21 protein-coding genes are annotated in these 23,135 nt (G+C 44.5%); 4 read left to right on the top strand and 17 right to left on the bottom strand.

Annotated elements, in window-relative coordinates; genetic code table 11:
* Nucleotides 1–20 precede the first annotated feature (20 nt).
* From cdaA to B0H50_RS01405, 14 genes are all read right to left on the bottom strand, one after another.
* Entirely contained in the window at nt 21–830 is an 810-nt protein-coding gene (gene cdaA / locus B0H50_RS01340; protein ID WP_106198098.1) for a diadenylate cyclase CdaA, read from the bottom strand.
* Nucleotides 817–1,704: a dihydropteroate synthase gene (folP, locus tag B0H50_RS01345; RefSeq protein ID WP_106198099.1), complete on the bottom strand. Its 888-nt coding sequence runs from the start codon at nt 1,702–1,704 to the stop codon at nt 817–819. The genes cdaA and folP overlap by 14 nt, the downstream gene beginning before the upstream one ends.
* Nucleotides 1,704–3,737 (bottom strand): ATP-dependent zinc metalloprotease FtsH, encoded by a 2,034-nt coding sequence (gene ftsH / locus B0H50_RS01350; RefSeq protein ID WP_106198100.1) that lies wholly within the window; start codon nt 3,735–3,737, stop codon nt 1,704–1,706. The genes folP and ftsH overlap by 1 nt, the downstream gene beginning before the upstream one ends.
* 117 nt (nt 3,738–3,854) lie before the next feature.
* On the bottom strand, nt 3,855–5,000 hold the full coding sequence (gene tilS, locus B0H50_RS01355; protein WP_109587119.1) for a tRNA lysidine(34) synthetase TilS: 1,146 nt from the start codon (nt 4,998–5,000) through the stop codon (nt 3,855–3,857).
* 9 nt (nt 5,001–5,009) lie between these two features.
* Nucleotides 5,010–6,311: a histidine-type phosphatase gene (locus tag B0H50_RS01360; protein ID WP_106198102.1), complete on the bottom strand. Its 1,302-nt coding sequence runs from the start codon at nt 6,309–6,311 to the stop codon at nt 5,010–5,012.
* A gap of 1 nt (nt 6,312) precedes the next feature.
* Nucleotides 6,313–6,933 carry a hypothetical protein gene (locus tag B0H50_RS01365; RefSeq protein WP_106198103.1) on the bottom strand — a complete coding sequence of 207 codons (621 nt, stop codon included), beginning with the start codon at nt 6,931–6,933 and terminating at the stop codon, nt 6,313–6,315.
* A gap of 6 nt (nt 6,934–6,939) precedes the next feature.
* Nucleotides 6,940–7,338, bottom strand: coding sequence for a hypothetical protein (locus tag B0H50_RS01370; protein ID WP_106198104.1), 399 nt, complete (start codon nt 7,336–7,338; stop codon nt 6,940–6,942).
* A gap of 17 nt (nt 7,339–7,355) precedes the next feature.
* Nucleotides 7,356–7,706 carry a phosphoribosyl-AMP cyclohydrolase gene (hisI, locus tag B0H50_RS01375; protein WP_106198105.1) on the bottom strand — a complete coding sequence of 117 codons (351 nt, stop codon included), beginning with the start codon at nt 7,704–7,706 and terminating at the stop codon, nt 7,356–7,358.
* 24 nt (nt 7,707–7,730) lie between these two features.
* Entirely contained in the window at nt 7,731–7,946 is a 216-nt protein-coding gene (locus tag B0H50_RS01380; protein ID WP_106198106.1) for a hypothetical protein, read from the bottom strand.
* 21 nt (nt 7,947–7,967) lie between these two features.
* Nucleotides 7,968–9,233: a glutamate-5-semialdehyde dehydrogenase gene (locus B0H50_RS01385; RefSeq protein ID WP_106198107.1), complete on the bottom strand. Its 1,266-nt coding sequence runs from the start codon at nt 9,231–9,233 to the stop codon at nt 7,968–7,970.
* 84 nt (nt 9,234–9,317) lie between these two features.
* A complete protein-coding gene (locus B0H50_RS01390; protein ID WP_146193651.1) occupies nt 9,318–10,730 on the bottom strand; it encodes a hypothetical protein in 1,413 nt (470 codons plus the stop codon).
* Nucleotides 10,727–11,653 (bottom strand): glycosyltransferase family 2 protein, encoded by a 927-nt coding sequence (locus tag B0H50_RS01395; protein WP_106198109.1) that lies wholly within the window; start codon nt 11,651–11,653, stop codon nt 10,727–10,729. The genes B0H50_RS01390 and B0H50_RS01395 overlap by 4 nt, the downstream gene beginning before the upstream one ends.
* Complete coding sequence (locus tag B0H50_RS01400; RefSeq protein ID WP_109587121.1) at nt 11,650–12,750, bottom strand: glycosyltransferase family 4 protein; 1,101 nt, start codon at nt 12,748–12,750, stop codon at nt 11,650–11,652. The genes B0H50_RS01395 and B0H50_RS01400 overlap by 4 nt, the downstream gene beginning before the upstream one ends.
* A 15-nt stretch (nt 12,751–12,765) precedes the next feature.
* Nucleotides 12,766–13,719 carry a glycosyltransferase gene (locus tag B0H50_RS01405; protein ID WP_106198111.1) on the bottom strand — a complete coding sequence of 318 codons (954 nt, stop codon included), beginning with the start codon at nt 13,717–13,719 and terminating at the stop codon, nt 12,766–12,768.
* A gap of 144 nt (nt 13,720–13,863) precedes the next feature.
* On the opposite strand from B0H50_RS01405, the gene B0H50_RS01410 reads away from it, so the two are divergent.
* Nucleotides 13,864–15,009, top strand: coding sequence for a glycosyltransferase (locus B0H50_RS01410; RefSeq protein WP_106198112.1), 1,146 nt, complete (start codon nt 13,864–13,866; stop codon nt 15,007–15,009).
* Nucleotides 15,010–15,280: 271 nt separating this feature from the next.
* Here B0H50_RS01410 and B0H50_RS01415 read toward each other — a convergent pair whose 3' ends face one another.
* From B0H50_RS01415 to B0H50_RS01425, 3 genes are read right to left on the bottom strand one after another with little or no spacing between them, the layout of a single operon-like run.
* Nucleotides 15,281–15,901 carry a hypothetical protein gene (locus B0H50_RS01415; protein WP_109587122.1) on the bottom strand — a complete coding sequence of 207 codons (621 nt, stop codon included), beginning with the start codon at nt 15,899–15,901 and terminating at the stop codon, nt 15,281–15,283.
* A gap of 2 nt (nt 15,902–15,903) precedes the next feature.
* Nucleotides 15,904–16,221 (bottom strand): hypothetical protein, encoded by a 318-nt coding sequence (locus B0H50_RS01420; protein WP_106198114.1) that lies wholly within the window; start codon nt 16,219–16,221, stop codon nt 15,904–15,906.
* Entirely contained in the window at nt 16,205–16,759 is a 555-nt protein-coding gene (locus B0H50_RS01425; protein ID WP_106198158.1) for an RNA polymerase sigma factor, read from the bottom strand. Before B0H50_RS01425 ends, B0H50_RS01420 begins: the two co-directional genes overlap by 17 nt.
* Nucleotides 16,760–16,913: 154 nt before the next feature.
* On the opposite strand from B0H50_RS01425, the gene metH reads away from it, so the two are divergent.
* The 3 genes from metH to B0H50_RS01440 all read left to right on the top strand — a co-directional run bounded on the left by metH (nt 16,914) and on the right by B0H50_RS01440 (nt 23,134).
* Nucleotides 16,914–19,697, top strand: a complete 2,784-nt coding sequence (gene metH, locus B0H50_RS01430) for a methionine synthase (RefSeq protein WP_109587123.1) — start codon at nt 16,914–16,916, stop codon at nt 19,695–19,697.
* 374 nt (nt 19,698–20,071) lie between these two features.
* The gene (gene tgt / locus B0H50_RS01435) at nt 20,072–21,208 is read left to right on the top strand and encodes a tRNA guanosine(34) transglycosylase Tgt (protein WP_109587124.1); all 1,137 of its coding nucleotides are present in this window, start codon (nt 20,072–20,074) and stop codon (nt 21,206–21,208) included.
* A gap of 24 nt (nt 21,209–21,232) precedes the next feature.
* Entirely contained in the window at nt 21,233–23,134 is a 1,902-nt protein-coding gene (locus tag B0H50_RS01440) for an alginate O-acetyltransferase AlgX-related protein (protein ID WP_109587125.1), read from the top strand.
* Nucleotide 23,135: the final 1 nt, after the last annotated feature.

Raw genomic sequence — 23,135 nt, forward strand, 5'->3', positions numbered from 1 at the left:
AAAAAACTCGAAAAGGTGAATTATTTTTGAGATTCGGATTCGTCAAAGAGTCCGCGCCAATGACGTTTAATTTCTTCTTCAACTTCTTTGACGCTGAGTTTGCGCCGAAGAGTTGTGCGGTAGGCGATAGAAATGTAGCCGGTTTCTTCGGAAACGACGATGACTAAGGCATCGCTTTCGGCGGCGAGCGCTTTAGCGGCGCGGTGGCGCATGCCGTAACTTGTATCTTGTTCCGTTGTAATCGCGGGGAGCGGGAGAATGCATCCGGCGGCGACAATGCTTCGGCTGTTCAAAATCACGGCTCCATCGTGAAGCGCGGAATTCGGGAAGAAAAGGGCGCGGAGAAGGCGAGAACTAATCCGAGCGTTTAAATATTCTCCGGTGTCCGCATAATTGCGAAGACCGACTCGATTTTCTAAAACGATTAACGCACCAAATTGATTCTTCGCTAAATCCTGCACCGCGGTGCCGATTTCTTCGGCAACTTGATTCAGGCCACTCTGATGAAAGAAAAGAGTCCGCAAATTCATATTCGCAACGGATTGTCCGATGCGCGTTAATGCGCCGCGAATTTCGGGCTGAAAAAGAATCACGACTGCGATAATGCCGAGGGTTGCTAAATTGCTCAACAACCAAACGACGGTGTGAAGCTCCCACCACTGTGCAAGAAACCATCCGATAAGTAAAAGACCGCCGCCGACAAACATTTGCACCGCACGTGTTCCGCGGAAAAGCAAGAACACATAATAGGCGACAATCGAAATCAAAAAGATATCGAGAATGTCGGCAAAGCGAACGTCGATAACGCCGAATAGTTTAAAGAGATGCATGGCGGAAAGCCTTCAAAAGAAGCATCGATTCAACCGCTTCTTTCACATCGTGAACGCGGATGACAGTCGTGCCAGCGAGAGCGGTAAAAATTCCCGAGACGACAGTCGGAATCAAACGGTCGCTTTTTTCTAATCCCGGCGTTTTTCCGATATAAGATTTGCGAGACATTCCATAGAGAACGGGGAATCCGGTTTCGAGGAATGCTTCGACGTTAGCGATTAAATCCAAATTGTTTTGCAAATCTTTTCCGAATCCAATTCCCGGATCGAGGCAAATCGTCTTCGGGTCAACGCCTAAATCGATGAGTTTTTGTGCAGAATGCAAAAGGCTTTCGCGGACTTCTTTCACCACATCGCTGTAGGGTTTGAAATCTTGCTGCATCGTGCCAAAGTTTCCGCGCATGTGATTGAGAACGCTCGCCGCATGTGTTTCGGCGATTGTCTTTGCCATCGCGGGGTCAAATTCCAAAGCGCTGATGTCGTTGATGATATGGGCGCCGGCCTTCATGCTTTCGCGCGCCACTTCGGATTTGACGGTGTCGATTGAAATTGTAAAGTTCCGAGTCGAAAGAAGCGGGACGAGCTTTTTCACCAAGGGAACGACGCGGTCAATTTCTTCGGCAGCGGAAACGTGAGCGGCTCCCGGACGGGAACTTTCACCGCCGATGTCGATAATCGTTGCGCCTTCGTCCAAAAGTTTCTGCGCATGTTGAAACGCTGCGTCTAATGTATTGTGCGTGCCGCCGTCAAAAAAACTGTCGGGGGTAACGTTCACAATTCCCATCACCGCGGGAACAGGATTTCCCGAAATGACAGTTCCGCAGACATTCCACGCATTCGCTTGACAATTCTTCAAATAATCAGCAAAAGCCATTACGCATTTTCTCCTTTGACATTGGGGTCTGTCGGAAGCGGATTCGTTTCCGGCGGAATAGGCGCAGGACGACCCGGATCAGGAGGCGGTTCTTCGTCTTTCTTTTCTTGTTCGCGCTTCTTGCTCAATTCTTCTTGGAAGCGGTAAGTGCGGCTCTTTTTCGAGTCTTCTAATTTTTCGCCAGCGAGAACGCGATCCACTTCATCGCGATCCAAGACTTCGTATTCGACGAGGGCGTTTCCTAAAATGTCGAGCTTTTCGCGGTTTTCGATAAGAAGCTGCTTCGCTTTTTCGGCGAGGCGTTTCACCAAACTATTGATCGCTCCGTCGATTGCTTCGGCCATCTTTTCGGACATTTCCTTCGGGCGGCTGATTTCTCGGCCGAGGAAAATTTCGCCATCGTTACGGCTGTAGCAAAGAGGACCGATTTCATCATCGAAGCCCCATTCCGTCACCATTTTGCGGGCGAGTTCGGTAGCGCGGGCGATATCGTTCGACGCTCCGGTGCTTTGATGATTGAAGCAAATCATTTCTGCCAAGCGTCCCGACATAAGAATCATGATGTTTTCTTCGGCGCTTTCCTTCGAAAGAGAAACGCGATCGCTTTCCGGAAGCGACATCGTAACGCCGAGAGCGCGTCCGCGCGGAATAATCGTAATCTTATGCAGCGGATCGGAATGCGGACAAAGAAGAGTCATAAGAGCGTGACCCGCTTCGTGGAAAGCGGTGTGACGCTTTTCTTCGTCGGACATAAGAAGGGTGCGGTGTTCAGCGCCCATCGCAAGCTTATCGCGGGCTTCTTCAAAGTCTTGCTTTGTCACTTTTTTGTTGCCAAAGCGAGCGGCGAGAAGTGCTGCTTCGTTGATTAAATTTTCGAGTTCTGCGCCGGCGAGTCCCGGAGTTCCTTTAGCGATATCTTTAATGTTGACATCGCTTGCCAGAGGCATTTTACGCTTGTTCAAATGCACTTTCAAAATGGCTTCGCGACCGACTAAGTCAGGAAGTCCAACGGTGATTTGACGGTCAAAACGACCCGGACGCAAAAGCGCTTTATCCAAAACATCGGGGCGGTTCGTCGCTGCGATTAAGATCACGCCAGCATTGGCCGAGAAGCCGTCCATTTCGACGAGAAGTTGGTTCAAAGTTTGTTCGCGTTCATCGTGACCGCCGCCGAGACCTGCGCCACGTTGACGACCGACCGCATCAATTTCATCGATGAAGAGAATGCACGGGGCATTTTTCTTTCCCATTTCAAAGAGATCGCGTACGCGGGCAGCGCCCACGCCGACAAACATTTCGACAAAATCCGAGCCCGACATGCTGAAGAACGGCACACCGGCTTCGCCTGCAACAGCGCGGGCAAGTAAAGTTTTACCTGTGCCCGGAGGACCGACGAGAAGAGCGCCCTTCGGAATACGTCCGCCGAGAGCGTCGTATTTTTTCGGGTCTTTCAAGAATTGCACAATTTCTTCCAAATCCGCTTTCGCTTCATCGCAGCCGGCGACATCTTTGAAAGTCGTCTTCGTTTTGCCGCTTTCGTTCAACTGACGCGCACGGCTTTTGCCAAAGGAGAACATTCCGCCGGGACCTTTTCCGCCGCCGGTTTGACGCGCCATCATGTACCAGAAAAATCCGATGAGAAGAATGGCGGGGAGGAAGGCAAAAATGCGATCGACCCAACTCGTCGTTTCGTGAAGAACTCGAATTTTTAAATGTTTACTTTCTTCCCAACCATCGATTTGTTCATTGGTGAGCGAAAGAACGTGGCTCGTAAAGAGAACTGTATTTGCCGGCGTGGAACTGCTGCGGGCAAAACGCGAAAGGAAACTGCGTTTACTTTGTTCTTGCGCAATTTCATCTTCGTTCATCGCACGCGAGCCTTCAATCGCAATGCCGTCACGAGTTTGTTGCAATTTTAGACTTTTGATCTCGCTTGTCGGATCATTCATCATCGCCAAAAATTCTGTGCGGGTTAAGTCTTTAGCTTCTTCGCCATCGTAAAGGCGCATAAAGAACAAAACCATCAAAAGCATCGTTGCAATCAGAAAAAAGTTCCGATTGTGAAACGCAGAAGGAGTCTTAGACTTATTACTCATTTCAATCCTTTAAATATGCAACGCAAAAATACAAATTGCGGGCGACGAAAACTTTTATTCGCCGAGTTTTACAATGCTTTCACCGCTTAAAATACAAGGAATTGCGTCGCGGACAAATTCGGGAATCCCGAGTTCTGCCATGTATTTGACGAGTTTTCTCGGCGGACGATTTTTAAGAATAATGATATCGCCGTCTTTTTTCGGGCGGCTTCCGAACGGAAATGGTGCGATTTCTTTTTTCGGATTTTGGCAAAACCAAAAAATGCCGCGGGATTTTTCAAAGAGAAAATTTCCATCGCGCGAAATTAAATTCGAAGAAAAAGAAAGAGAAGCGGGAAAGTCAAATCCGCGGGCAGTTAACCAAATGCGGAAAATTTCGGCAGCGCCTGCGGGACTTTTGTGGGAAAGTTTTTCCCAAGCGCAAGAATGAATCGCGAGAGTTTTTTCAAATGGCGAAAAGCGTGCGGAAAACGGCCAAAGTTTTTTTGAAAGAATGAATGGAGAAATCGTCGCATCGGCTTCTCGAAGAATTTTCGCGTAAAGATTCGAAGCGAGATGACTTACCCGAGAAAGCTGAAGCATATCGGGTTTTAGCGCAGGAATTAGTGCGTTTCGCAAAAAATTTCGTGCAAAAGAAATGTCGGCATTCGTTTCATCCGTTACAAAATCGAGATGATTTTTTTTCGCATAAATTTCTAATTCCGATTTGGAAATTTGCAAAAAAGGACGAATCACATAATCGTCGCGAATGCGGGAAATGCCGCGAAGACCTTTCCAAGAAGAACCGCGCAAAATTCGCATTAAAACGGTTTCGGCTTGATCGTTTGCGTGATGCGCAGTAAAAATGGCGTCGGCGCGGACGCTGGAAAGTTCTGCAATTTCATGCAACTCTTGATAGCGGGCGAGTCGCGCATTTTCTTCGACAGAACCGTTTTCGGTTAACGCCTTTCCGTCTAAGTAACGGATGAAAAATGGAACGTGAAATTTATCCGCAAAATTTTTGACAAATTCCGCATCGCGGTCTGCTGATTTTCGAAGCCCATGATGAATGTGAGCGATGGCTAATTTTTTAATTCCAAAATTTTTTTGATTTGTGATAAAGTAATGTGCTAAGCAGATAGAATCCAGTCCGCCTGAAACCGCTAATAAAACATGTTCGAATTTATATTCTGCGATATTTTTTAAAATATCTGAATTCAATTTAAAGCCTTACTTTGCTAAAATGTTGGAATAAAAATTTTTGAAATCATCGTATAAAACGTATGGCTTTTCGGGGCAAAATTTGTGCTTTAATTTGTCGCATTCGATGGGTAAATTTTGCTCGATTTCGTTATGCAAAAGTTTTACTAAAATAGGGGAATCTTTTTGATTTGATTGATAAAAAATAAATTGAAAGTTGGCTGCCATCGGGCTAATTTCGTAGTCTTTCCACACAAGGTGCAAATTTTCCATATCAGAAGTTTTCACATTTGCATTTTCTAATTGCAAAAGAGCTGCAAAGGGCAAAATAACGGTATCGTGTCCAAATCGCAAAGTGACTTTTACATGGTCTTTATTTTTTTTAGAATCATTGAGAATCAAATCGGCTTTTGTTAAAATATCTTGTAAAAGAGGTTTTGCGTTTTCTAAGCCTTTCGCATTTGAAAGCGGGCTACTTGCAAGAGTATTATACCACCAAGCATTTTGAGCTTTCCATTTGGCAAAAAGTTCATCGTATGTCCACAAATCATATAATTCGGTTTGTATTTCGGGGACATTTTGCAGGCTATTTGTAATTTCAAAAAGTTTTGAATAAAAATTTCCCGCATCAAGATTTTCTTGGACATAAAGGGAATCTTTAAAAATCAAATGGATTAAACGGCTGGGGTTTACGTGGCTGTAAAGCTTTTCATTTTCTTTTTGCCAAGACTGCGTGTTAGTTTCGTTAATGATTTTTGAAAATTCGAGTGGACATATAAAACGCATTAAATATTTGCTTGATTCTTGATGAATTTTAATCTTTGGTTTTTGTGCGCGCAATTCTTCTAAAAAAGATGCCATACTTAAAACGCAGCGAATGGATGTGCTCGAATAGGCTTCGATTTGTGCGCTATCTTTGAAAATTTCGGGGAAATTTTTAATCATGCGTTTTGCAATTTCTTGGTGCTGCTTGACTCCAAGTTGCGTTAAATCGCCCGCACGATTCGCTGCATATTCATAAAATGATTTGATGCGTTTGAATAAAGATTTTCCTAATTCGCTCAGTTGATTTAAAGAATCGGCTTTCGCCAATGTCTTGTATAAATAAATGTAATCGTCTGCGCTATAATGAAATCGGCTGCCGTGACGACCGTAATGGCTTATATAAAAAGGCTTGTAGCCTTTGGGTGCTTTTGTGTATTTTACATTTGGAGTGGGGTAGGCATAGTAAGTGCTTCCCAGTTTATGCAGTTCATCTAAATTTTCTAAATGATTTTCTGCAAAACTCAAAGTGCATAAAGCACACAAAAATAAGGCTACAAGTTTCATCATTTTAGCGTTTGCGTTTTAGCATTTGGCGGAAATACGAATGGAAGCTTTTTCTTTCCTCTGCCGCTTTCTTATAAAGTATGGAGTTTTCTTGCATGGAAGCTGCAATCGTTTTCGCAAGCATTTCTTGTAAGCAAGGAGTTGCTTCGTCGTAATTCATTGTCATCTTGAAGACATCATCGTAATCGCCATAAAGGTCTTCCTGTTCCTTGCAAGTTTCCTTGGTTAGCGATTTTTCTGTTACAGTTAAATTGCAGGTCTTATTTTCATTAGTTACATTGATTGAAGAAGAGGTTTCTTCAGTTGAGATAAGTGTGATATTCATAGAAACAGAAACGGTATCCGCCAACAAGTTTAATTTAAATGAATTCGCCGAAGTCACAGAGGCATTTTCCGAATCAAATCCATATCGATTGGTGTATTGATTTGGAACTTGACCTTTTAGCATGGCGCTTTCTAAATAACCGATGGTCATATCGATTAGAAAAGGGTTTTTGATTAAACTTGAAAAATCCTCAAACGGAGTTCCATATTGGTATAAAGTATCTTGAGTATAAATGAATTTTACATCAGCAATTAAACTAATACTCCGTTGTTCTCCTTCTTCATATTGGAATGGTTCCATTTTCCATTACCCAAAAATAGTGGCATTATTTCCAGTCATTACAGAATAGGAGTAATCATGATAATCTTCTAAATCACCGCCTTCAAAGGAGGTACATAATGTGTCTTTGTAAATCAAGTAGAAATATTTTGGGAAAATGTAGTCTTTATAGTCTTCGCCTCTGGCGGTCAAGGTATCATCGTACCAGATCATCGTCCCGTCATCTTCATCGCGGTAGCAGAACGGTTCAAAAGTTTGGTAATAGGGGTAGCCGTCTTCTTCGCCCCAAGCGACGATGGGAATTTTTAATTCCAATGAATTATCGCCGGCTTTTCGACCGCCATTGTCATCGGAAGCAGAAGATGAATTATCGCAGGCGATTAAACCGAAAGCGATGAATGCGATGAGTAAAAGTTGTTTTTTCATTTTTTCTCCTATGGGTTTTATTTTTCACATTTTTTAAAGAAGCAGCTGCGCGCTCCTGTGTGGCAAGCGACTTGCGGACCGTGCATGCGCACTTTAAAAAGGAGAGCGTCCGAATCGCAATCTGCTGCCCATTCGACAACGGTCATCACGTTTCCGCTCGTGTCGCCTTTGTGCCAATATTCTTTGCGGCTCCGGCTCCAGAAAACCATTTCGCCACATTCGACGGTGCGGCGAAGCGCTTCTTGATTCATCCAAGCAAGCATTAAAACATCGTGCTTGTCGGCGTCTTGAACAATTGCGGGCGCAAGCATTTCGTCGCCAAATTTGACTTCGAATTTTACTTCGCTTAAAATTTCTTCAAAATTCATAAAAATCCTTTTTGAAAAAAATGGTTAAAATGGTGAGAAATTAAAAATCTGCGCGCGATTAACGGCGCCGGTATCGGAAATTTCAATAATCGGATGCTTGATGATGTAATCAAAATTTTGAGAAATGAAATTGCCGTGTGCCGAATCGTTCTCGCATGCAGACGAACTATTATCGCAGGCGGTGAAGAGGGCAAAGGTGAGTGCGAAAATGGCGAAGATGCCATTCCATTGATTTTTCATGTTTCCTCCATACGGATTGTTTTAGGTTCGGATTTGTCCGTCGCCGAGCAAAATCCATTTGTAAGTGCAAAGGCTTTCGACGCCCATCGGACCGCGAGCGTGAATTTTATCGGTAGAAATTCCCACTTCTGCACCGAGCCCGTAAACGCCACCGTCGGCAAGACGCGTACTTGCGTTCACCATAACGCTTGACGAATCCACATTGTTCAAAAAATAAGTTTGCGCTTGTGGATCATTTGCGACAATCGCTTCGGTGTGTCGGCTGGAATATTTTTCGATGTGTTCGCAGGCAGCTTGAACGCCGTCCACAATTTTTACGCTGCATTTTAAAGCGAGATATTCGTGATGATAATTGCTTGCGTCGCCGATATCTTGAATGCCCGAAATGCGAAGAGCGGTTTCTTTATCGCCGAACATTTCCACATTTTTTTGACGAAGCGGAGCGAGAATTTTTTCAATCGATTCGTCCGAAAGATTTTTGTCGAGAAGCAAAGTTTCCATGGTATTGCAAGTGCCGCAGCGCTGCGTTTTTGCGTTCTCCACAATTTTCGTTGCCATCGCAATGTCGGCGGATTTGTCCACGTAAACGTGGCAGATTCCGTTGAAATGTTTGATGACGGGAATAGAACTTTGTTCGACGACTGCGCGGATTAAATTTTCTCCGCCGCGAGGAATGACCAAATCCAAATAATCCCGCTGCTTGAGAAGAGCGGTGACGACAGCATGATCGGTTTCTTCGACCAACTGCACCGCGTCAGCGTCCACGCCACAAGATGCGATTGCACTGCGGAAAATTTTAGCGAGAATTTTTGACGAATGAATGGATTCTTTTCCGCCGCGTAAAACGACTGCATTGCCTGATTTAAAACAGAGCGCAGCACCGTCGATCGTTACATTCGGGCGACTTTCGTAGATAAAGAAAACGCAGCCGAGCGGAACCGAAACGCGGGAAATGGCAACGCCGTTTTCGAGCTTTCGCGATTCCAAAACGCGGTTCAGCGGATCGGGGAAAGAGGCGATTTCTTCGACGCCTTTCGCCATCGCTAAAATGCGGTCATGGTTCAACGTCAAACGATCTAGTTTCGCTGCCGAAAGAGTCGCTTTGTTATTTTCGATGTCCAAGGAATTTGCTTGGAGAATTTCTGCTTCGGAGGCGCGGAGCGCTTTGGCGACTTGCTGCAAAGCATGATTACGAACATCGGCAGAAAGAGTGCGAATTTTTGCAGAAGCGACGCGGGCTTTTTTCGCTAGCGTTTCTGCGTAAGTTTGAATTTCGTCAAAAGTCATAAGATAATTACAATATAATTAGAATTGAAAACTGAAAAGAAATCCGCTGAAAATGAACTCGCATTTTTGGTGCAAAATTTCATTTTACCACGTGACTCCGGCGCTTCCGCTCATACGGTAACCTTCATAATCACCGGTATAAAAACTCTGCGAAAAATTTGCCCACAGCCATTCAGTCGGTTGCATTTTAATGCCGAAGCCGAATTCGCGGTAACGAATCGTGGTTTCTTTTGCGAGAAAATCGCGGTCCGTGCGATCGTATGGCGTGTGAATGTCGTAAACATTACTGCCGAATGCAGAATCTTTCGCCACATTTGATGCGAAGAAAGAAACTTCAATCGCTTGATAAGCGGCTTTGACTTCGGTGAAAAATTCCCGCGAATTCGGACCGAGTTCTGAACCGAAATATTGCCCGTAATGCGTGTAAGTGTAACCGGCGCCTTTGTGATGCGTATAAACCCACGGTTCAATCCAAGTAAATTCCGAATTATACGAAACGAGAAGGGGACCGATTTTGCGGTTATCGGTCGCGATGCCAACGCTTGCCGCCCATTTATTTCCCCACCAAGAATCATCGAACATCGTCGTCACTTTTTTCATATCGTCCCAAAGCATTTCGGCGTAAAATTCCCACTTCGGAATTGTCTTCACGCTGACATCAAAACTGAGTCCGGTATTTTCTAAATCGCCGGTGTAATGTTGCGCAAAAATATACGGCACAAAAGGTGCGGCGTAAAGCCATTGAAAACTGCGATTTGTACTGTCGGCATCTTCATTCGGATTTGAACCGGCGCGTTCCACGGTAGAACCGTAAATCAAAGTTTCGCTAATGCCAAAGTCAATGTTTGCAGGGAGAGAAAGATTTAAACGATGCGCATGAAAATATTTGTCTTTGTGTTTATCGTGATAAAGTTTTCCAGCGTATTGCGTATAAGTTAACGGTCCAATCGTAAATTCGTAACCGAGATAAGGCGTCGGCGCGGGGAGCGAAATGTGATCGGTCGTATCCATCCAAGGAAGATAATGCGTTAAGTCGCCTTTAAGAGTTAATTTATTGCGGCGGGCAGGTCCCCATTCGAGATAATCAACGCCGCCCATAATGCGTCCGACATTTCCAATTTTATATTCGGTCGTCGCTGTAAAATAATCCCAAGTCCTCGAATTATCGCTTTGCACATTAAACGGAATTCCGTTGTACGGATTGTATCCGGGATCGGTATAAGTCCGCGAAGTTTTATCGCTTGTGACACGAGCTTTCGCGCGGAAACTCAAATTTTGCATAATTTTTCCGTTGACATAAAGCTCGACAAACAAACTGTTTTCTTTATGCTTGTCATCTTGTTCTGTATTGTCAAATCGCGAAACCGAAAGCGAATCGCCGAGAGTTCCGCGGACGCGGAAATATGTAGAAGAATCGCCGAATCCGATGTGACCCGGAAGAGTCGCAAACAAAAATTCAGCGCCGAGAAAAAGCGAAAGAAGAATGCGTTTCATCATTTTTTGAACGGGAAAATTCCCAAGGCAAAAAGGAAAAGTTTTGAGTGCAGAGAAACATTTTCCCGCGAAGATTTAGAAAAAATACAGCGGGGAAGTTGGAAAAGAATGCGTAAAAAACTGCGGAGAGCGCGGAAAGAATGCGAAAGAATTTTTCCGCGGAAACCGAAATGTTTTCCGTAAAAATAAAGCTGCGAAGAATCGTGTTGAATGCTTCGCGAAAAAGAACTTTTGGCAGAACCGCCGCCCAAATGAATGAGAATTGCATTTGGATCGATGACGAAAATATAGCCGCATTTTTTGGCGCGGAAAGCGAAATCTTGATCTTCGTAATACATGAAAATTTTTTCGTCAAACATGCCGATTTCTTGGAAAGCTTTTGCGGGCATCATCCAGCAGACTGCATTCACCCAATCATTGGTCAGTAACTCGGAATTTCCGAGCGGCTTTGTTTTTCCGTGCAAGACGACATCGGCAGAAGCGACGCTCCGAAAAGCGTTCGTCCAAAATTCCCAAGCCGAAATAAAACGGTAATCGGTGCGCTGCAATGAGCCGTCTTGATTTTTAACAAGTGGCGCTGCGATTATTTTTTGCGAAGATTCTTCCAAGTCTTTTGTTAAGCGCAAAAGAGTTTCGGGCGAAGGAATGGTATCGTTATTGAGAAAGCAAACGAAATCAAAATTTTCTTTTGCAAAACTTTTGCGAAATGCTTCATTATTTGCAAAACCAAATCCGCGATTTTCGCCGAGTTCGTAAACGGTTACTTGCGGAAATTCTTTTCGAATTTTTTCGGGAGTTCCGTCTGCGCTTTGATTGTCTGCGATGACGATTTTCCAATTTTCATCGGGCAAAAGAGAAAGTTTTTGAAGACAATTTTTTGTCAGCGCAAACCCGTTATAAGTGACTAAAATAATCAGCGTTTTCACCGAGAATTCTCCCCGAGATTTTCAAAAAGAGATTTTAATTTTTGCGCAGAATTTTCCCACGAAAATTGTTTTAAAATTTGCAGGCGTTTTTCATTTTCTTCTTTTGTGTAAGAAGCTTTTTCGGGATGCATCCAAAAATTTTCAATGGCAGTTGCTAAACTTTCGGTTCGATGCGGATCAAAATAAATGCCGAGAGGGCCTAAAAAATCTTGCATCGGTGAATGCGACGAAACTAAAACGCGTGCACCGTTTTGAAGCGCTTCTAATGCGGGCAATCCAAAGCCTTCGTATAAAGTGGGGAAGACAAATCCGCGACAAGTTTGATAAAGTTCACACAATTTCTGCGGGCTTACAAAACCGAGAATTTCAACGGAATTTTGAATGGGCGAATTTTTCAGTTGGTCTAAAAATTTTTGATTTTTCCAACCGGCGGGACCTGCGATTTTTAATTGCGGACGAATATTTTTTTTCGCGAGAATTTCTAAAGCGGTTAAGAGAGTTTGCAAATTTTTTCGCGGCTCTAAACTGCCCGAGAAAAAAAGAAAATCTTCTTTTTTCGAAAATTCAGTGCGAGTATTTTCTTCCGCAATTCCGTTTGAAATCACTCGGATTTTTTCCGCTTGAATGGACGGATAAAGCGTTTTCAATTCTTGCGCCGTAAAATTTGAAACGCAGACAATCGCATCGGACTTTCGAATAGAGCGCGTGCCGAAATACGCGGTAATCAAACGCACGCTGCGTTCCATCGTCTTCGGAAATCGACGGTAAACGAAATCGTGGACGGTGAGCACTTTTCGAACGCCACGTAATTTTTTCAAAAAAATCGTTTGCTCCGGACCCCAAAAAACTTGAATGTTTTCGGCTTTTACAAAATGCGGCAATTCATATTGCTGCCAAAGAATTCCGGGAAGTCGCGTCGGTAAAATGCGATACGAAAAATTTTTAGCAAAAAGTTTATAAGAAACAGGCGATGGCGAAAAAAGAATGTATTCGTTTTCAGTATCTATTTTTTGAAGTTCCGTTAACAGACTTTCCAAATAGACTTTAATGCCCGCAGAATTGGACCGCAAAAGTTTTACATCAATTCCAATTTTCATCGTTCAAATCCTGCGTTAATTTTTTCCGAGGAAACGTTTGCAAAATGGAAATCCTAAACTAGCGCCGAAAATTTTTTTCAAACGGCGCGAAGCGCTGCAACCGGGATAAAGTTCGCATTGATTTTTCCAAAGCCAAGGAATCCAATGAAAATTGCACGAGTGCGAAAGACTGCGTTCTAAAAAATTTTTGTATTCCGAAACGAATGCAATTTCTTCGGGAGTCAGCGTTAAAAGTTTTGCCGATTGCAAAAGTCCGTTGGAAACGCGAATGTTAATTTTTAACGATTGCGACATCGCAATTTGCGGTCCGAGCCCGATGGAATTTTTCCCGTGCAAACGATAATTTAAAACGGGATTTTCAATCGCTAAAATATTTCCCGACTTCGCCGCGCAAAGTGAAATCCATTCGTCGTAAACGGGAATCCAATCGGGAATCGGTAAAATTTTGGGAAGAAGCGAAGCGCGAAAAAGCGACAAACAACCGTTGACATTATTGGTTCCGCAAAGTCTTGAAATCGTAGAAATGTGGGAAGAAATGCCCGCGAGTTTACGCCACGATGAAGCGATTTGTTTTCCGTTTTCATCGATGACGCAAGCGTCGCCGAAGGCGAGAGTCGCCGCAGGATTTTCTTCAAGCGCATTTTCTAAAAGCGAAAATTTTTCGGGAATGCAAATGTCATCTTGATCGAGAATGGCAACGAAATCTTCGGGCGATGCGGTTTGCTGAATTTCGTGAAACGCATCGGAAAAGGCGATGCGATGACCGCCATTTTTTTTACGGCGAATTATTTGCAGCGGAAGTTTCTCTTGAAAGCTTTCTAAAATCGAAACCGTCGCATCCGAAGACGCATCATCGATAGCGATAATTCTATTGAGCGGACGCGTCACTTGGCAAAGCGAACGAAGCATTTCCGGAAGGAAACGTTCTCCGTTATAAGTTGCGAGCGCGGCAAAAATCCGAGGTTTCATTTTGCATAAAATAGAAATTAGCCGTTTTTTTATCCACGCAAAATCGAATGTTTGCAGGAATTGCGAATGCTTCCATTGTGTTTTTAAGATAAATGAAGCAATTTTTCAAACTTTCTTTCGCCGGAAAATTGTAAATTAACTTGTATGATACCGAAGAAGAAAGTTGTCATTGTCTGCGATAAAAATTCAAGAACTAGTTTCGGAAGATTGGCTCTTGATTTGGAACGCACACTTTTTGCCGATTTTGATGTCAGTATTCTTTGGTTAAAAACGCCGAAGTATTTTCCGAATGATGACGCCGCTCTTCCCGAAGAACGCGGCCTTAAAAGCGAATCTCTTTGGGCGAATTCTCTTTATTCGGGATTTTTCAAATTCAAAGCGCCGCTTGCCGAATCGCTCAAAAAATTAAATCCGACGATTATTTTTTTCATTCGTCCCGAAATTGGATTTTTGGTTCCTGTCGCCAAAAAAGCTTGTCCCGAAGCGAAAACGGTTGTGTTAATTCACGATACATTTGCCGAAACTCTTTATCCGTTTAGTTTAAAATTCAAATTGATTTCGCAATTTTATGCAAAGCCGACCGCAAAGGCCGATGGCTTCGTTTACAATTCGCGCTATTCCAAAGGCGAAGCGGAAAAATATTACGGCATCGCAGGGCGACCGAATGCGGTGACAGGACTTCCGCTCAATGCGCTCTATTATCATTTGCAAACCGATAGGATGCTTTACCGAGCAAAGCGGGATTCTTTCTGCGCAGATTTAGGGATTCGGGGATTTCGTGCGCTCGTATTGAATGTGAGCCTTCCTGAACCGCGAAAAAATATCGGCACCTTTTTGGATATGGCAAAAGAGCGTTCCGATATCGCGTTTGTGCGCATCGGCAAGATGACTCGCGATATCAATTATCAAGTGGAAAAACGCGAATTGCAAAATGTGTTTCACTTTTCCAATCTCGCAGCGCCGATGCTCCGCGAATTTTATCGCCATGCGGATTTGTTTGTGATGCCTTCTTTCTACGAAGGTTTTGGGCTTCCACCTCTCGAAGCGATTGCGTGCGGAACTCCTGTCGTTTGCGCCGGAACGACTGCGCTCAAAGAAATTTTTGAAGGCGTTTGTCCGTTGGTCACTCCCGCAGATAATGTGCAAGGTTATTTGGATGTCTTAGACGATGTCCTTGCGGGGCGCTTTGAATATAACCCGCAGAAAGTCGCAGATCTCTTAGAAAAGTACAGCATCAAAACGATTGCAGATAAATTGAGCGTTTTCTTCTATTCCATTCTAGATCGCTGAATTTTACGAAGAAATTTGAAAGGCACGCTGTTCACGCAGCGTGTTTTTTTTTTTGCAAAGAGAAATTGAAAAATGGGAATTGCGAAATGAAAAATTTCAAAGAAAAATTTCAAAAAACCGTTTAAAACAAGTGTAGGCCTCCGAAGAGACCTACACCTGTTTGGGGTATGGAGGAAATCAATTACACCTATAATATAACAAATTTTTTTGCGGTAGGAAAGGGGTATTTGAAAAAAAAATGTTGCAAAGAACTTTTAATTTTCAAATTTTATCAATCCATTTCCGGATGGTGAAAATTTGAATTTGGTGGCGGCGGGAGAGGACCTTCGCCATTGTGATGACGCTCACTTGGGAATGGTGGCGGTTCATCGTTTGGATGCGGCATTTTATCGGAAAATTTCTTCATTTTTTCAAATTTCTTACCGAAAGATTTGAATTTTTCCGCTTGTTCATGGGTGAGAACGCTCTTGAAAAAGCGAATGTCCGCGATGCGTTGATCCAATCTTTTTTCGTTGAGAAGCAAAAGTTCTGCGCGCACCGATAATAAATCCGCTTCGCTTACGGAATCGGCTTCTAAAATATCGTGTAAGCGCATTTCGGCGTTGCGTATGCTTTTTTTCATCTCGCGGCGCAAGGAATCGCAGGTGCGACCGTTGGAATCGAGCTGAATTTGCTGCGTTTTCGAAAGGCCGAGCGCACTGTCCATTTTTTGCTTGAATTCGAAATGCGTCGGTTTTTTGAAATGGCGAAATTCATCGCCGGGATGAATTTCATCGCTTTCCCAATTTTTTTGTATTTTCTGTTCGTGGCGAAAAACTGCGGAACCGGCGAAAAATCCTGCGGCAGCGGCAAGAATGATTCCAGAACACCAGAAAATTTTGAATTTATTCATTCTTATTCTCCTGTGGGATAGTAATTGTCAAAGGCGGTGGCAAATGTGCTCACGGATTCTCCTGAACCTAAAGAAGAAAACCACGAGTAAGATTCGGTTTGAAATTCTGATTCAAAGGAAGAATTCGACGAACCCATACCGATAAAGCATGCGCCGGCGACGAGCAAAATGCTTGCGGCGATGGCTGCGGACGAAAGTTTGCGGAAAAGCAGAAAACGTTTACTTTCTTGCTTTTCTTGAATGCGGGCGAGAACTTTGTCCCACGAATCTTTCCGCGGCGTTAAGCGCGTGAGCTTTGAAAAATCAATTTCTTCTTGCATAGGATTTCTCCTTTTTTAAAAATTCGCGGACTTGGGCGCGCGCTCGCGAAAGCTTGGATTTTAAGGTGCCTTCGGGAGCGTTAAAAATTTCGCACAACGTTTTCATGTCAAAGCCTTCGGCATCTTTTAGCCAAAGGAGGCTTCGCTGTTCGGGAGTTAAAATGGAAAGTCCGCAAGAAAGAGCATTCTGCGTGAGAATTTCTTCGGTTTCTTCGCGTTTTCCAAAAGCGGTTTCGCGGATTTCGAAATGGCGCGTTTCTTCAATTCTTAAATGCGCTTTTTCTTTGCGTAGTTTCATGAGGCACGCGTTTTTTGTAAGCATATAAAGCCAAGTCGAAAGCGCAGAATTTCCGTGAAAGGAATGAATGGCTTCGGGAATTTGCACGAAGACATCCATCAAAATATCTTCGGCGCTGTCTCTATCCAAAAGAATGCGGAAAGCGAGATTCAAAACATGGGAACTGTGCATTTCCCAGACCGCTTTGAGAGCGCTAACATCTCCTTTTTGGAGTCTTTTGAGAATCTCTTTTTCGTTCATTCTATTATTTAGATGCTTTCGGAAAGATTTCGGTTGCATAAAAAATAATACGAAGAAAAATCCTTGTCAGCGGACGCAAAAATTATTATAATTTATGCAAATATTTAAAAATATGCATAAACTTTAATTCACCCTTTCTTTTTGTGAGACTACGATGAATTTGCCGCTTTCCAACTCGTATAAAGACTTGCTCGCCGCATCCGAAGAACGCATTCTGATTTTGGACGGCGGTTTTGGTACAATGCTTCAACGGTTGAAGCTTACCGAAGCGGATTTCCGCGGAAAGCAATTTCTCGATTCCGAAATCGAATTGAAGGGCGATAACGATGTGCTTTCGCTCACGAGTCCGGATAAAGTAGAATGGGTGCATCATGAATATTTAAATGCGGGCGCTGATATTATCGAAACGAATTCCTTTGGCGCATCTCCGATTGGGCAGAAGGAATATAAATTAGAAGACTTTGCTTACGCGATGGCGAAGGCGAGCGCCGAAGTCGCGAAGCGCGCCATTGCGGTGAAACGAGAAGAAGATTTAGCAGCGGGAAAAGAACCGCGGCGTCGCTTTGTCGCAGGCTCGATTGGACCGACTTCGAAGACGGCGAGCATTAGCCCCGATGTGACCGATCCCGCTGTCCGCGCAGTCACTTTCCGCGAACTCGTCGCTTCGTATAAAATTTCGGCGAACGGACTTTTGGACGGTGGTGCCGATATTCTTCTCGTCGAAACGGTTTTCGATACATTAAATGCGAAAGCGGCATTGTATGCGATTCAAGAAATCTGCGATGAACGCCACGAAATGTATCCGATTATGGTCTCGGGAACGATTACCGATGCGTCGGGACGTATTCTTTCGGGGCAAACGGCGAAGGCATTTTTGAATTCGCTTTCAAGTTATCCGCTTTTTAGCATTGGCTTTAACTGCGCTCTCGGTGCAAAAGATATGATTCCGCATTTGCGCGATGTGGGAAACGCACCCTTCCGCGTTTCGGTGCACCCGAATGCTGGACTTCCGAATCAATTCGGCGGTTACGATGATACTCCCGAGATGATGGGCGAATGGGTTTTGCGCTACGCCGAAGAAGGCCTGGTGAATATCGTCGGCGGTTGCTGCGGAACGACTCCGGATCACATTCGGCATTTTGCAGAAATCTTAAAAGGAAAACCGCCGCGGAAAATTCCTAAGAAATCCGGTCACATTCTGCTTTCGGGCTTGGAAAGTTTGGAAGTCGCTCCGGACAGCCGTTTCGTCAACATCGGCGAACGTTTGAATATCGCGGGCTCGCGGAAATTTGCGAATTTAATCCGCGAAGGAAATTTCACAGAAGCCGTGAACATCGGTGTGATGCAAGCGGAAAGCGGCGCACAAGTCATCGACGTCAACTTGGACGATGGCATGATCGATTCCGAAAAAACGATGATTCATTTTTTGAATCTTTTGATGTCGGAACCGAACGTGGCGCGTTGCCCGATTATGATTGACAGCTCGCGTTGGAATGTTTTGGTCGCGGGCATGGAATGTGTCCAAGGCAAAGGCATTGTCAATTCGATTAGCTTAAAAGAGGGCGAAGAAAAATTCCTCTATCGAGCAGAACAAATTCGCCGTCACGGCTTTGCCGTTGTCTGCATGGCTTTTGACGAAAAAGGACAAGCGACGAGTTTTGAACGCAAGCGCGAAGTGTGTACGCGGATGTATCGTTTGCTCGTCGATAAACTCGATTTCCCGACCGAAGATATTTTATTTGACCCGAATATTTTGACCATCGGAACGGGCATGGCAGAGCACGCCGATTATGCGAAGGATTACATTGAAACTTGTCGCTATGTGAAAGAAAATTTACCGCTAGCCCATCTTGTCGGCGGCGTGAGCAATTTGAGTTTCGCATTTAAAGGAAATAATTCTATCCGCGAAAGTATGCATTCTTGCTTCCTTTATCATGCAGGCAAAGCGGGAATGGATTTTGGCATTGTCAACGCGGGCGTTCTTCCTGTTTACGAAGATATTCCCGAAGAAGAACGGCATTTAATCGAAGATTTGATTTTTAATCGCAACGAAGACGCGACCGATAAACTTCTCGCGTATGCAGAAACGGTGAAAAATCGTAAACTCGCCGGAAATGCGAACGCAGACATTCTCGCTTGGCGTAATGATTCCGTTGAAAATCGCATTAAGCACGCAATGGTCAAAGGCATCGAAGAATTTATCGAAGCCGATGTCGAAGAATTGCGCACGCAAATCGCAGAACCGGTGCAAATCATCGAAGGTCCTTTGATGGCCGGGATGAACGAAGTCGGAACTCTTTTTGGCGAAGGAAAAATGTTCTTGCCGCAGGTGGTGAAAAGCGCACGCGTGATGAAGCGCGCTGTTGCGCATTTGATGCCGTATATTCAAGCGAGCAAAAAAGAAGGCGAAAGCGCAAGCGCCGGAAAAATTGTGATGGCGACGGTGAAAGGCGATGTGCACGATATCGGAAAAAATATCGTCGGCGTTGTTCTCGCCTGTAACAATTACGAAGTGATCGATTTAGGCGTGATGGTTCCGTGTGAAAAAATCGTCGAAGCGGTGAGAAAGTATAAGCCCGATATGGTGGGACTTTCGGGACTGATTACGCCGAGTCTCGATGAAATGGTCAATGTCGCGAAAACATTCAAAGCCGAAGGATTGAAAACACCGTTAATGGTCGGCGGGGCAGCCGCTTCGGCAATTCACACCGCCGTTAAAATCGCTCCGGAATCCGATGCCCCTGTCATCTATTCTCGCGATGCGGGATCGAGCGCTAGTTTAATGGAACGTTGGATGAATCCGAAAAAGCGCAAAGACTTTTTGAATGAACTTTATGCGGCGCAAGAATCTCTGCGGCATGATAATTCGCAAAACAAAGCCACGGTTGCAACGGTTTCTTTGGAAGAAGCCAAAAGGCAAGCGCCCAACCTGTTTTAAATGAGGAATGGCACCGCTTCGCGGTGCTCCGTCATCAGCGCATGAAAAAGCCTCATCGAGTCGATGCGAATGGCTCAAAATCCTTTTGAAGTGTCTATGCAGTGTTGCAGGAATGTTCAAAACCCTTTTGAAGTGCCCATGCAGTGTTGCACGGAATCATCAAAACCCATTTGAAGTGTCCATGCAGTGTTGCACGAAATGTTCAAACCCCTTTTGAAGGGTTCTTGCAGCGTTGCACGAGATGTTCAAAACCCTTTTGAAGTGTCCATGCAGCGTTGCGCGAGATGTTCAAAACCCTTTTGAGATGTCCATGCAGCGTTACACGGGAAAAAAATGAGATCTTTGAGCTCATCCCTAATTTCTAATTTACTCTCGTGTTTTTTGAATTGATTCAAACTTCGGAAAGGTCAAAAGCGCGGCTTGGTTGCATTCATACGGCGCATGGCGATGTGCACACTCCCGTTTTTATGCCGGTGGGGACGAATGCGACGGTGAAAGGAATTTCTGTCCGCGATTTGCGGGAAATGTCGGCCGAAATTATTTTGGCGAATACTTATCATCTTTATTTGCGGCCGGGGACGAAGCAGATATTTTCGGCGGGCGGCGTTCAAAAATTTATGGGCTGGAATGGTCCGATGCTTACGGATAGCGGCGGATTTCAAGTTTGGAGCTTAAAGCAATTTCGAAAAATTTCCGACGAAGGCGTGCATTTTCAAAGTCATCTCGATGGATCGCGGCATCTTTTTACCCCCGAAAGCGTCATGCTTGCTGAACGCGAAATCGGAGCCGACATCATCATGGCTTTTGACGAATGTACGCCGTATCCGAGCACTTTTGAAGAAGCGGAAACTTCGCTGCGTTATACATTAAATTGGACGCGTCGCGCTAAAAAATGGCTTGATGAAAATCCGCCGATTCTCGGTTATCCGCAATATTTTTTCGGGATTGTTCAAGGCGGCATGCATTTGGAACTGCGCAAAAAATCGATTGAAGCATTGATAAAAATTGCGCCCGACGGCTATGCGATGGGCGGGCTTTCTGTCGGTGAACCCGCAGAACTTATGTATCGCATCGCGGACTTTTGCACGGATTATTTGCCGAAAAATCGCGCCCGTTATGTGATGGGAGTGGGGACGCCGTGGAATTTGCTCGAGCTCATTTCTCGCGGCGTCGATATGTGCGATTGTATTTTGCCGGCGAAGCACGCTCAAGATGGTTTGGCTTATACGAGTCGCGGCGTGTTGCGGTATAAAAATGAATGTTTTGCTTCGGATTTTGATTTGCCGCTCGATCCCGATTGCGATTGTTATTGTTGCAAAAATTACAGCCGCGCGTATCTGCGCCATCTTTTCAAAACGAAAGAGCCTCTCGGTTGGACTCTTTCGGCGATTCATAATTTGCATTTTTATTTGCATTTAATGCAAGAAGTGCGTGCGAAACTTTTAAGTAATGACTTTGAAAAGTGGGCCGAAGAAGAGAAACAAATTCTCGCGGAATCTTGCAAAAAATAGTGCAAAACTTTCTAAATTTAGAGAGTGAAATTTCTTAGCTTTATCGCCCTTTTTCTGCTTTTTATCGGCTGCGCTTCGCAGTCCTCTTCAACGGTCGTTTCGAAGTCACAAAATGCGGAAACGCCACAAATTGTCGCGTCGAATACAAATACGAATACGATTCCTTTTTCCGTCGATTCTGTTGCGCCGTCTAGTGAAGTGCGCCATGTGGCGGTGAAAGATTCCGCAGCGCTTCCGACTTTATCGGCTCTCGATTTTGCTGCTTATTATAAAAATCCGATTCGCGATGCCGGGAAAATGGAATTGCCCGAAAATGCGAAAAAATTAACGGTGAGAATTTCGGAATATCCGTTTTCGATGCTCGAAAATTTTTCGGAAACCGAACCGGAATTTTTGAAAAATTTAGAACCGCTCGCTTGGGAACCGTTTACCAAATATCTTTACGCCAAAGGAGCGGGGGATTCTCTCGCGATTATCATCCGAAAAATTGAAAGCGAAAAATGGAATCAGCAAAATGTTTTCGCAGATTTTCAGAAAGTGGAAAAATTATACTGGGCGAAAAATGCAGAAAATGGCAGTTGGTGGTTAAAAATTGAACCGCGTCCGTGGACGGGAATTTCTCCGTTTTGGGCCGAGTTAAAGCAGAAACCGTCTGCAAAAGAAGTGCAAATTTATCAAACTTATACCGCTGAAACTTTGAATTTAGAAGCGGCTTTGGATTGGGCGAAAACTCTCGCTGCGTATTTGTATCCGACTTATAATACCGATTTAGAAGTGCATACTCCTGGAAAAATTTGGAATGGAACGCCGCCGTTTTCGGTGATGCGCGGAAATCCGATGGGAACGCCGATGTGGGTCGCTTTTGATGTGCCCGCATTCCGAAATGCTGTTTCAGAATCGGCAGCCAATGAAAGCGTCGAAAAAGAATGGATTCGGAAACGCGACCTCGATTCTTCGTGGAGAAATCAAGCGTTAGAATCTCTCGAAGACGTTTGCCCGGAAAATGCAGAAACCGAAAACTTTAAGCAGAAATTGTCTGCGGTTTTGGATTCGCTTCCGCCCGAACAAAATGCGTGGAACGCAAACGGAATGCTTTGGTTTCGCCGCGATGCGAATTCGCTTTTAGCAAAAGATTTTTCGGCGCAAGATTCGCTTCATAATCCGCTTCCGCGATTGCTTGAATTGAAGCAGTTCTTGGATTCTTTAGAAATTCAATTCCTCGTTGTTCCTGTTCCGACGAAAGAATCGATTTATGCGGAACGTTTAATTGCGGGAACTTCTCCGGAACTTTGCGTCGATGTCGCTGGCCGAGATTTTATTCGCCAATTACTCGCCGCAGGAATTGATGTGCTCGATATTTATCCGGCGCTTCGTTCTGCAAAAGCGGGCGATGATGAAGCGCATTATTCCTTCCAAAAATTTGATACGCATTGGGCTCTCGCTGCAGAACTTGCCGCCCTCGAAGAACTCGCGCAAAAAATTGCTTCGTATGCGTGGTATGCAGAAAGCGGCGCAACTCCTGGCGTTCTCGAAATGCGCGATACGACAATTCTTCGCGAAGGCGATTTGATTCAGCAATTACCGACGGCGGAACAGTCCGCATTTTCTCCCGAAACTTTAGAAGTGAAAAAAATTTACCGAGACGCAAAACCGTATTCGGGCGGAAAAAATAGTCCGATTCTTTTGATGGGCGATTCGTTCACCGGTGTCTTTGAATCCGTCGATGGAAAATCAGGCGGTCCCGGATCGCTTCTCGCTTTTGCGTTGGGTTTGGATGTGCAAGTGATGACAAGTTGGGGCGGAGGACCCGGAGTTCGTCACCGAATGGTGAAGGACAAAAAATCGTTACAATCAAAATGTCTTGTTATCTATATGATGACTTTACGCGACTTCTGGCAATCGCCATTGGAGTGGGATGTTTTCTAGA

It is taken from the genome of Hallerella porci, assembly GCF_003148885.1.
In the GTDB taxonomy this organism is placed as follows: Bacteria; Fibrobacterota; Fibrobacteria; order Fibrobacterales; family Fibrobacteraceae; genus Hallerella; species Hallerella porci.

What these genes read in the sequence shown, in the direction of transcription:
- B0H50_RS01425 (WP_106198158.1), bottom strand. Translation starts at nt 16,759, where the DNA reads ATGAACGAAAAAGAGATTCTCAAAAGACTCCAAAAAGGAGATGTTAGC.
- B0H50_RS01385 (WP_106198107.1), bottom strand. Translation starts at nt 9,233, where the DNA reads ATGACTTTTGACGAAATTCAAACTTACGCAGAAACGCTAGCGAAAAAA.
- B0H50_RS01420 (WP_106198114.1), bottom strand. Translation starts at nt 16,221, where the DNA reads ATGCAAGAAGAAATTGATTTTTCAAAGCTCACGCGCTTAACGCCGCGG.
- B0H50_RS01360 (WP_106198102.1), bottom strand. Translation starts at nt 6,311, where the DNA reads ATGATGAAACTTGTAGCCTTATTTTTGTGTGCTTTATGCACTTTGAGT.
- ftsH (WP_106198100.1), bottom strand. Translation starts at nt 3,737, where the DNA reads ATGCTTTTGATGGTTTTGTTCTTTATGCGCCTTTACGATGGCGAAGAA.
- cdaA (WP_106198098.1), bottom strand. Translation starts at nt 830, where the DNA reads ATGCATCTCTTTAAACTATTCGGCGTTATCGACGTTCGCTTTGCCGAC.
- B0H50_RS01400 (WP_109587121.1), bottom strand. Translation starts at nt 12,750, where the DNA reads ATGAAAATTGGAATTGATGTAAAACTTTTGCGGTCCAATTCTGCGGGC.
- B0H50_RS01365 (WP_106198103.1), bottom strand. Translation starts at nt 6,933, where the DNA reads ATGGAACCATTCCAATATGAAGAAGGAGAACAACGGAGTATTAGTTTA.
- metH (WP_109587123.1), top strand. Translation starts at nt 16,914, where the DNA reads ATGAATTTGCCGCTTTCCAACTCGTATAAAGACTTGCTCGCCGCATCC.
- B0H50_RS01390 (WP_146193651.1), bottom strand. Translation starts at nt 10,730, where the DNA reads ATGATGAAACGCATTCTTCTTTCGCTTTTTCTCGGCGCTGAATTTTTG.
- B0H50_RS01410 (WP_106198112.1), top strand. Translation starts at nt 13,864, where the DNA reads ATGATACCGAAGAAGAAAGTTGTCATTGTCTGCGATAAAAATTCAAGA.
- folP (WP_106198099.1), bottom strand. Translation starts at nt 1,704, where the DNA reads ATGGCTTTTGCTGATTATTTGAAGAATTGTCAAGCGAATGCGTGGAAT.
- B0H50_RS01370 (WP_106198104.1), bottom strand. Translation starts at nt 7,338, where the DNA reads ATGAAAAAACAACTTTTACTCATCGCATTCATCGCTTTCGGTTTAATC.
- hisI (WP_106198105.1), bottom strand. Translation starts at nt 7,706, where the DNA reads ATGAATTTTGAAGAAATTTTAAGCGAAGTAAAATTCGAAGTCAAATTT.
- B0H50_RS01380 (WP_106198106.1), bottom strand. Translation starts at nt 7,946, where the DNA reads ATGAAAAATCAATGGAATGGCATCTTCGCCATTTTCGCACTCACCTTT.
- B0H50_RS01415 (WP_109587122.1), bottom strand. Translation starts at nt 15,901, where the DNA reads ATGAATAAATTCAAAATTTTCTGGTGTTCTGGAATCATTCTTGCCGCT.
- B0H50_RS01405 (WP_106198111.1), bottom strand. Translation starts at nt 13,719, where the DNA reads ATGAAACCTCGGATTTTTGCCGCGCTCGCAACTTATAACGGAGAACGT.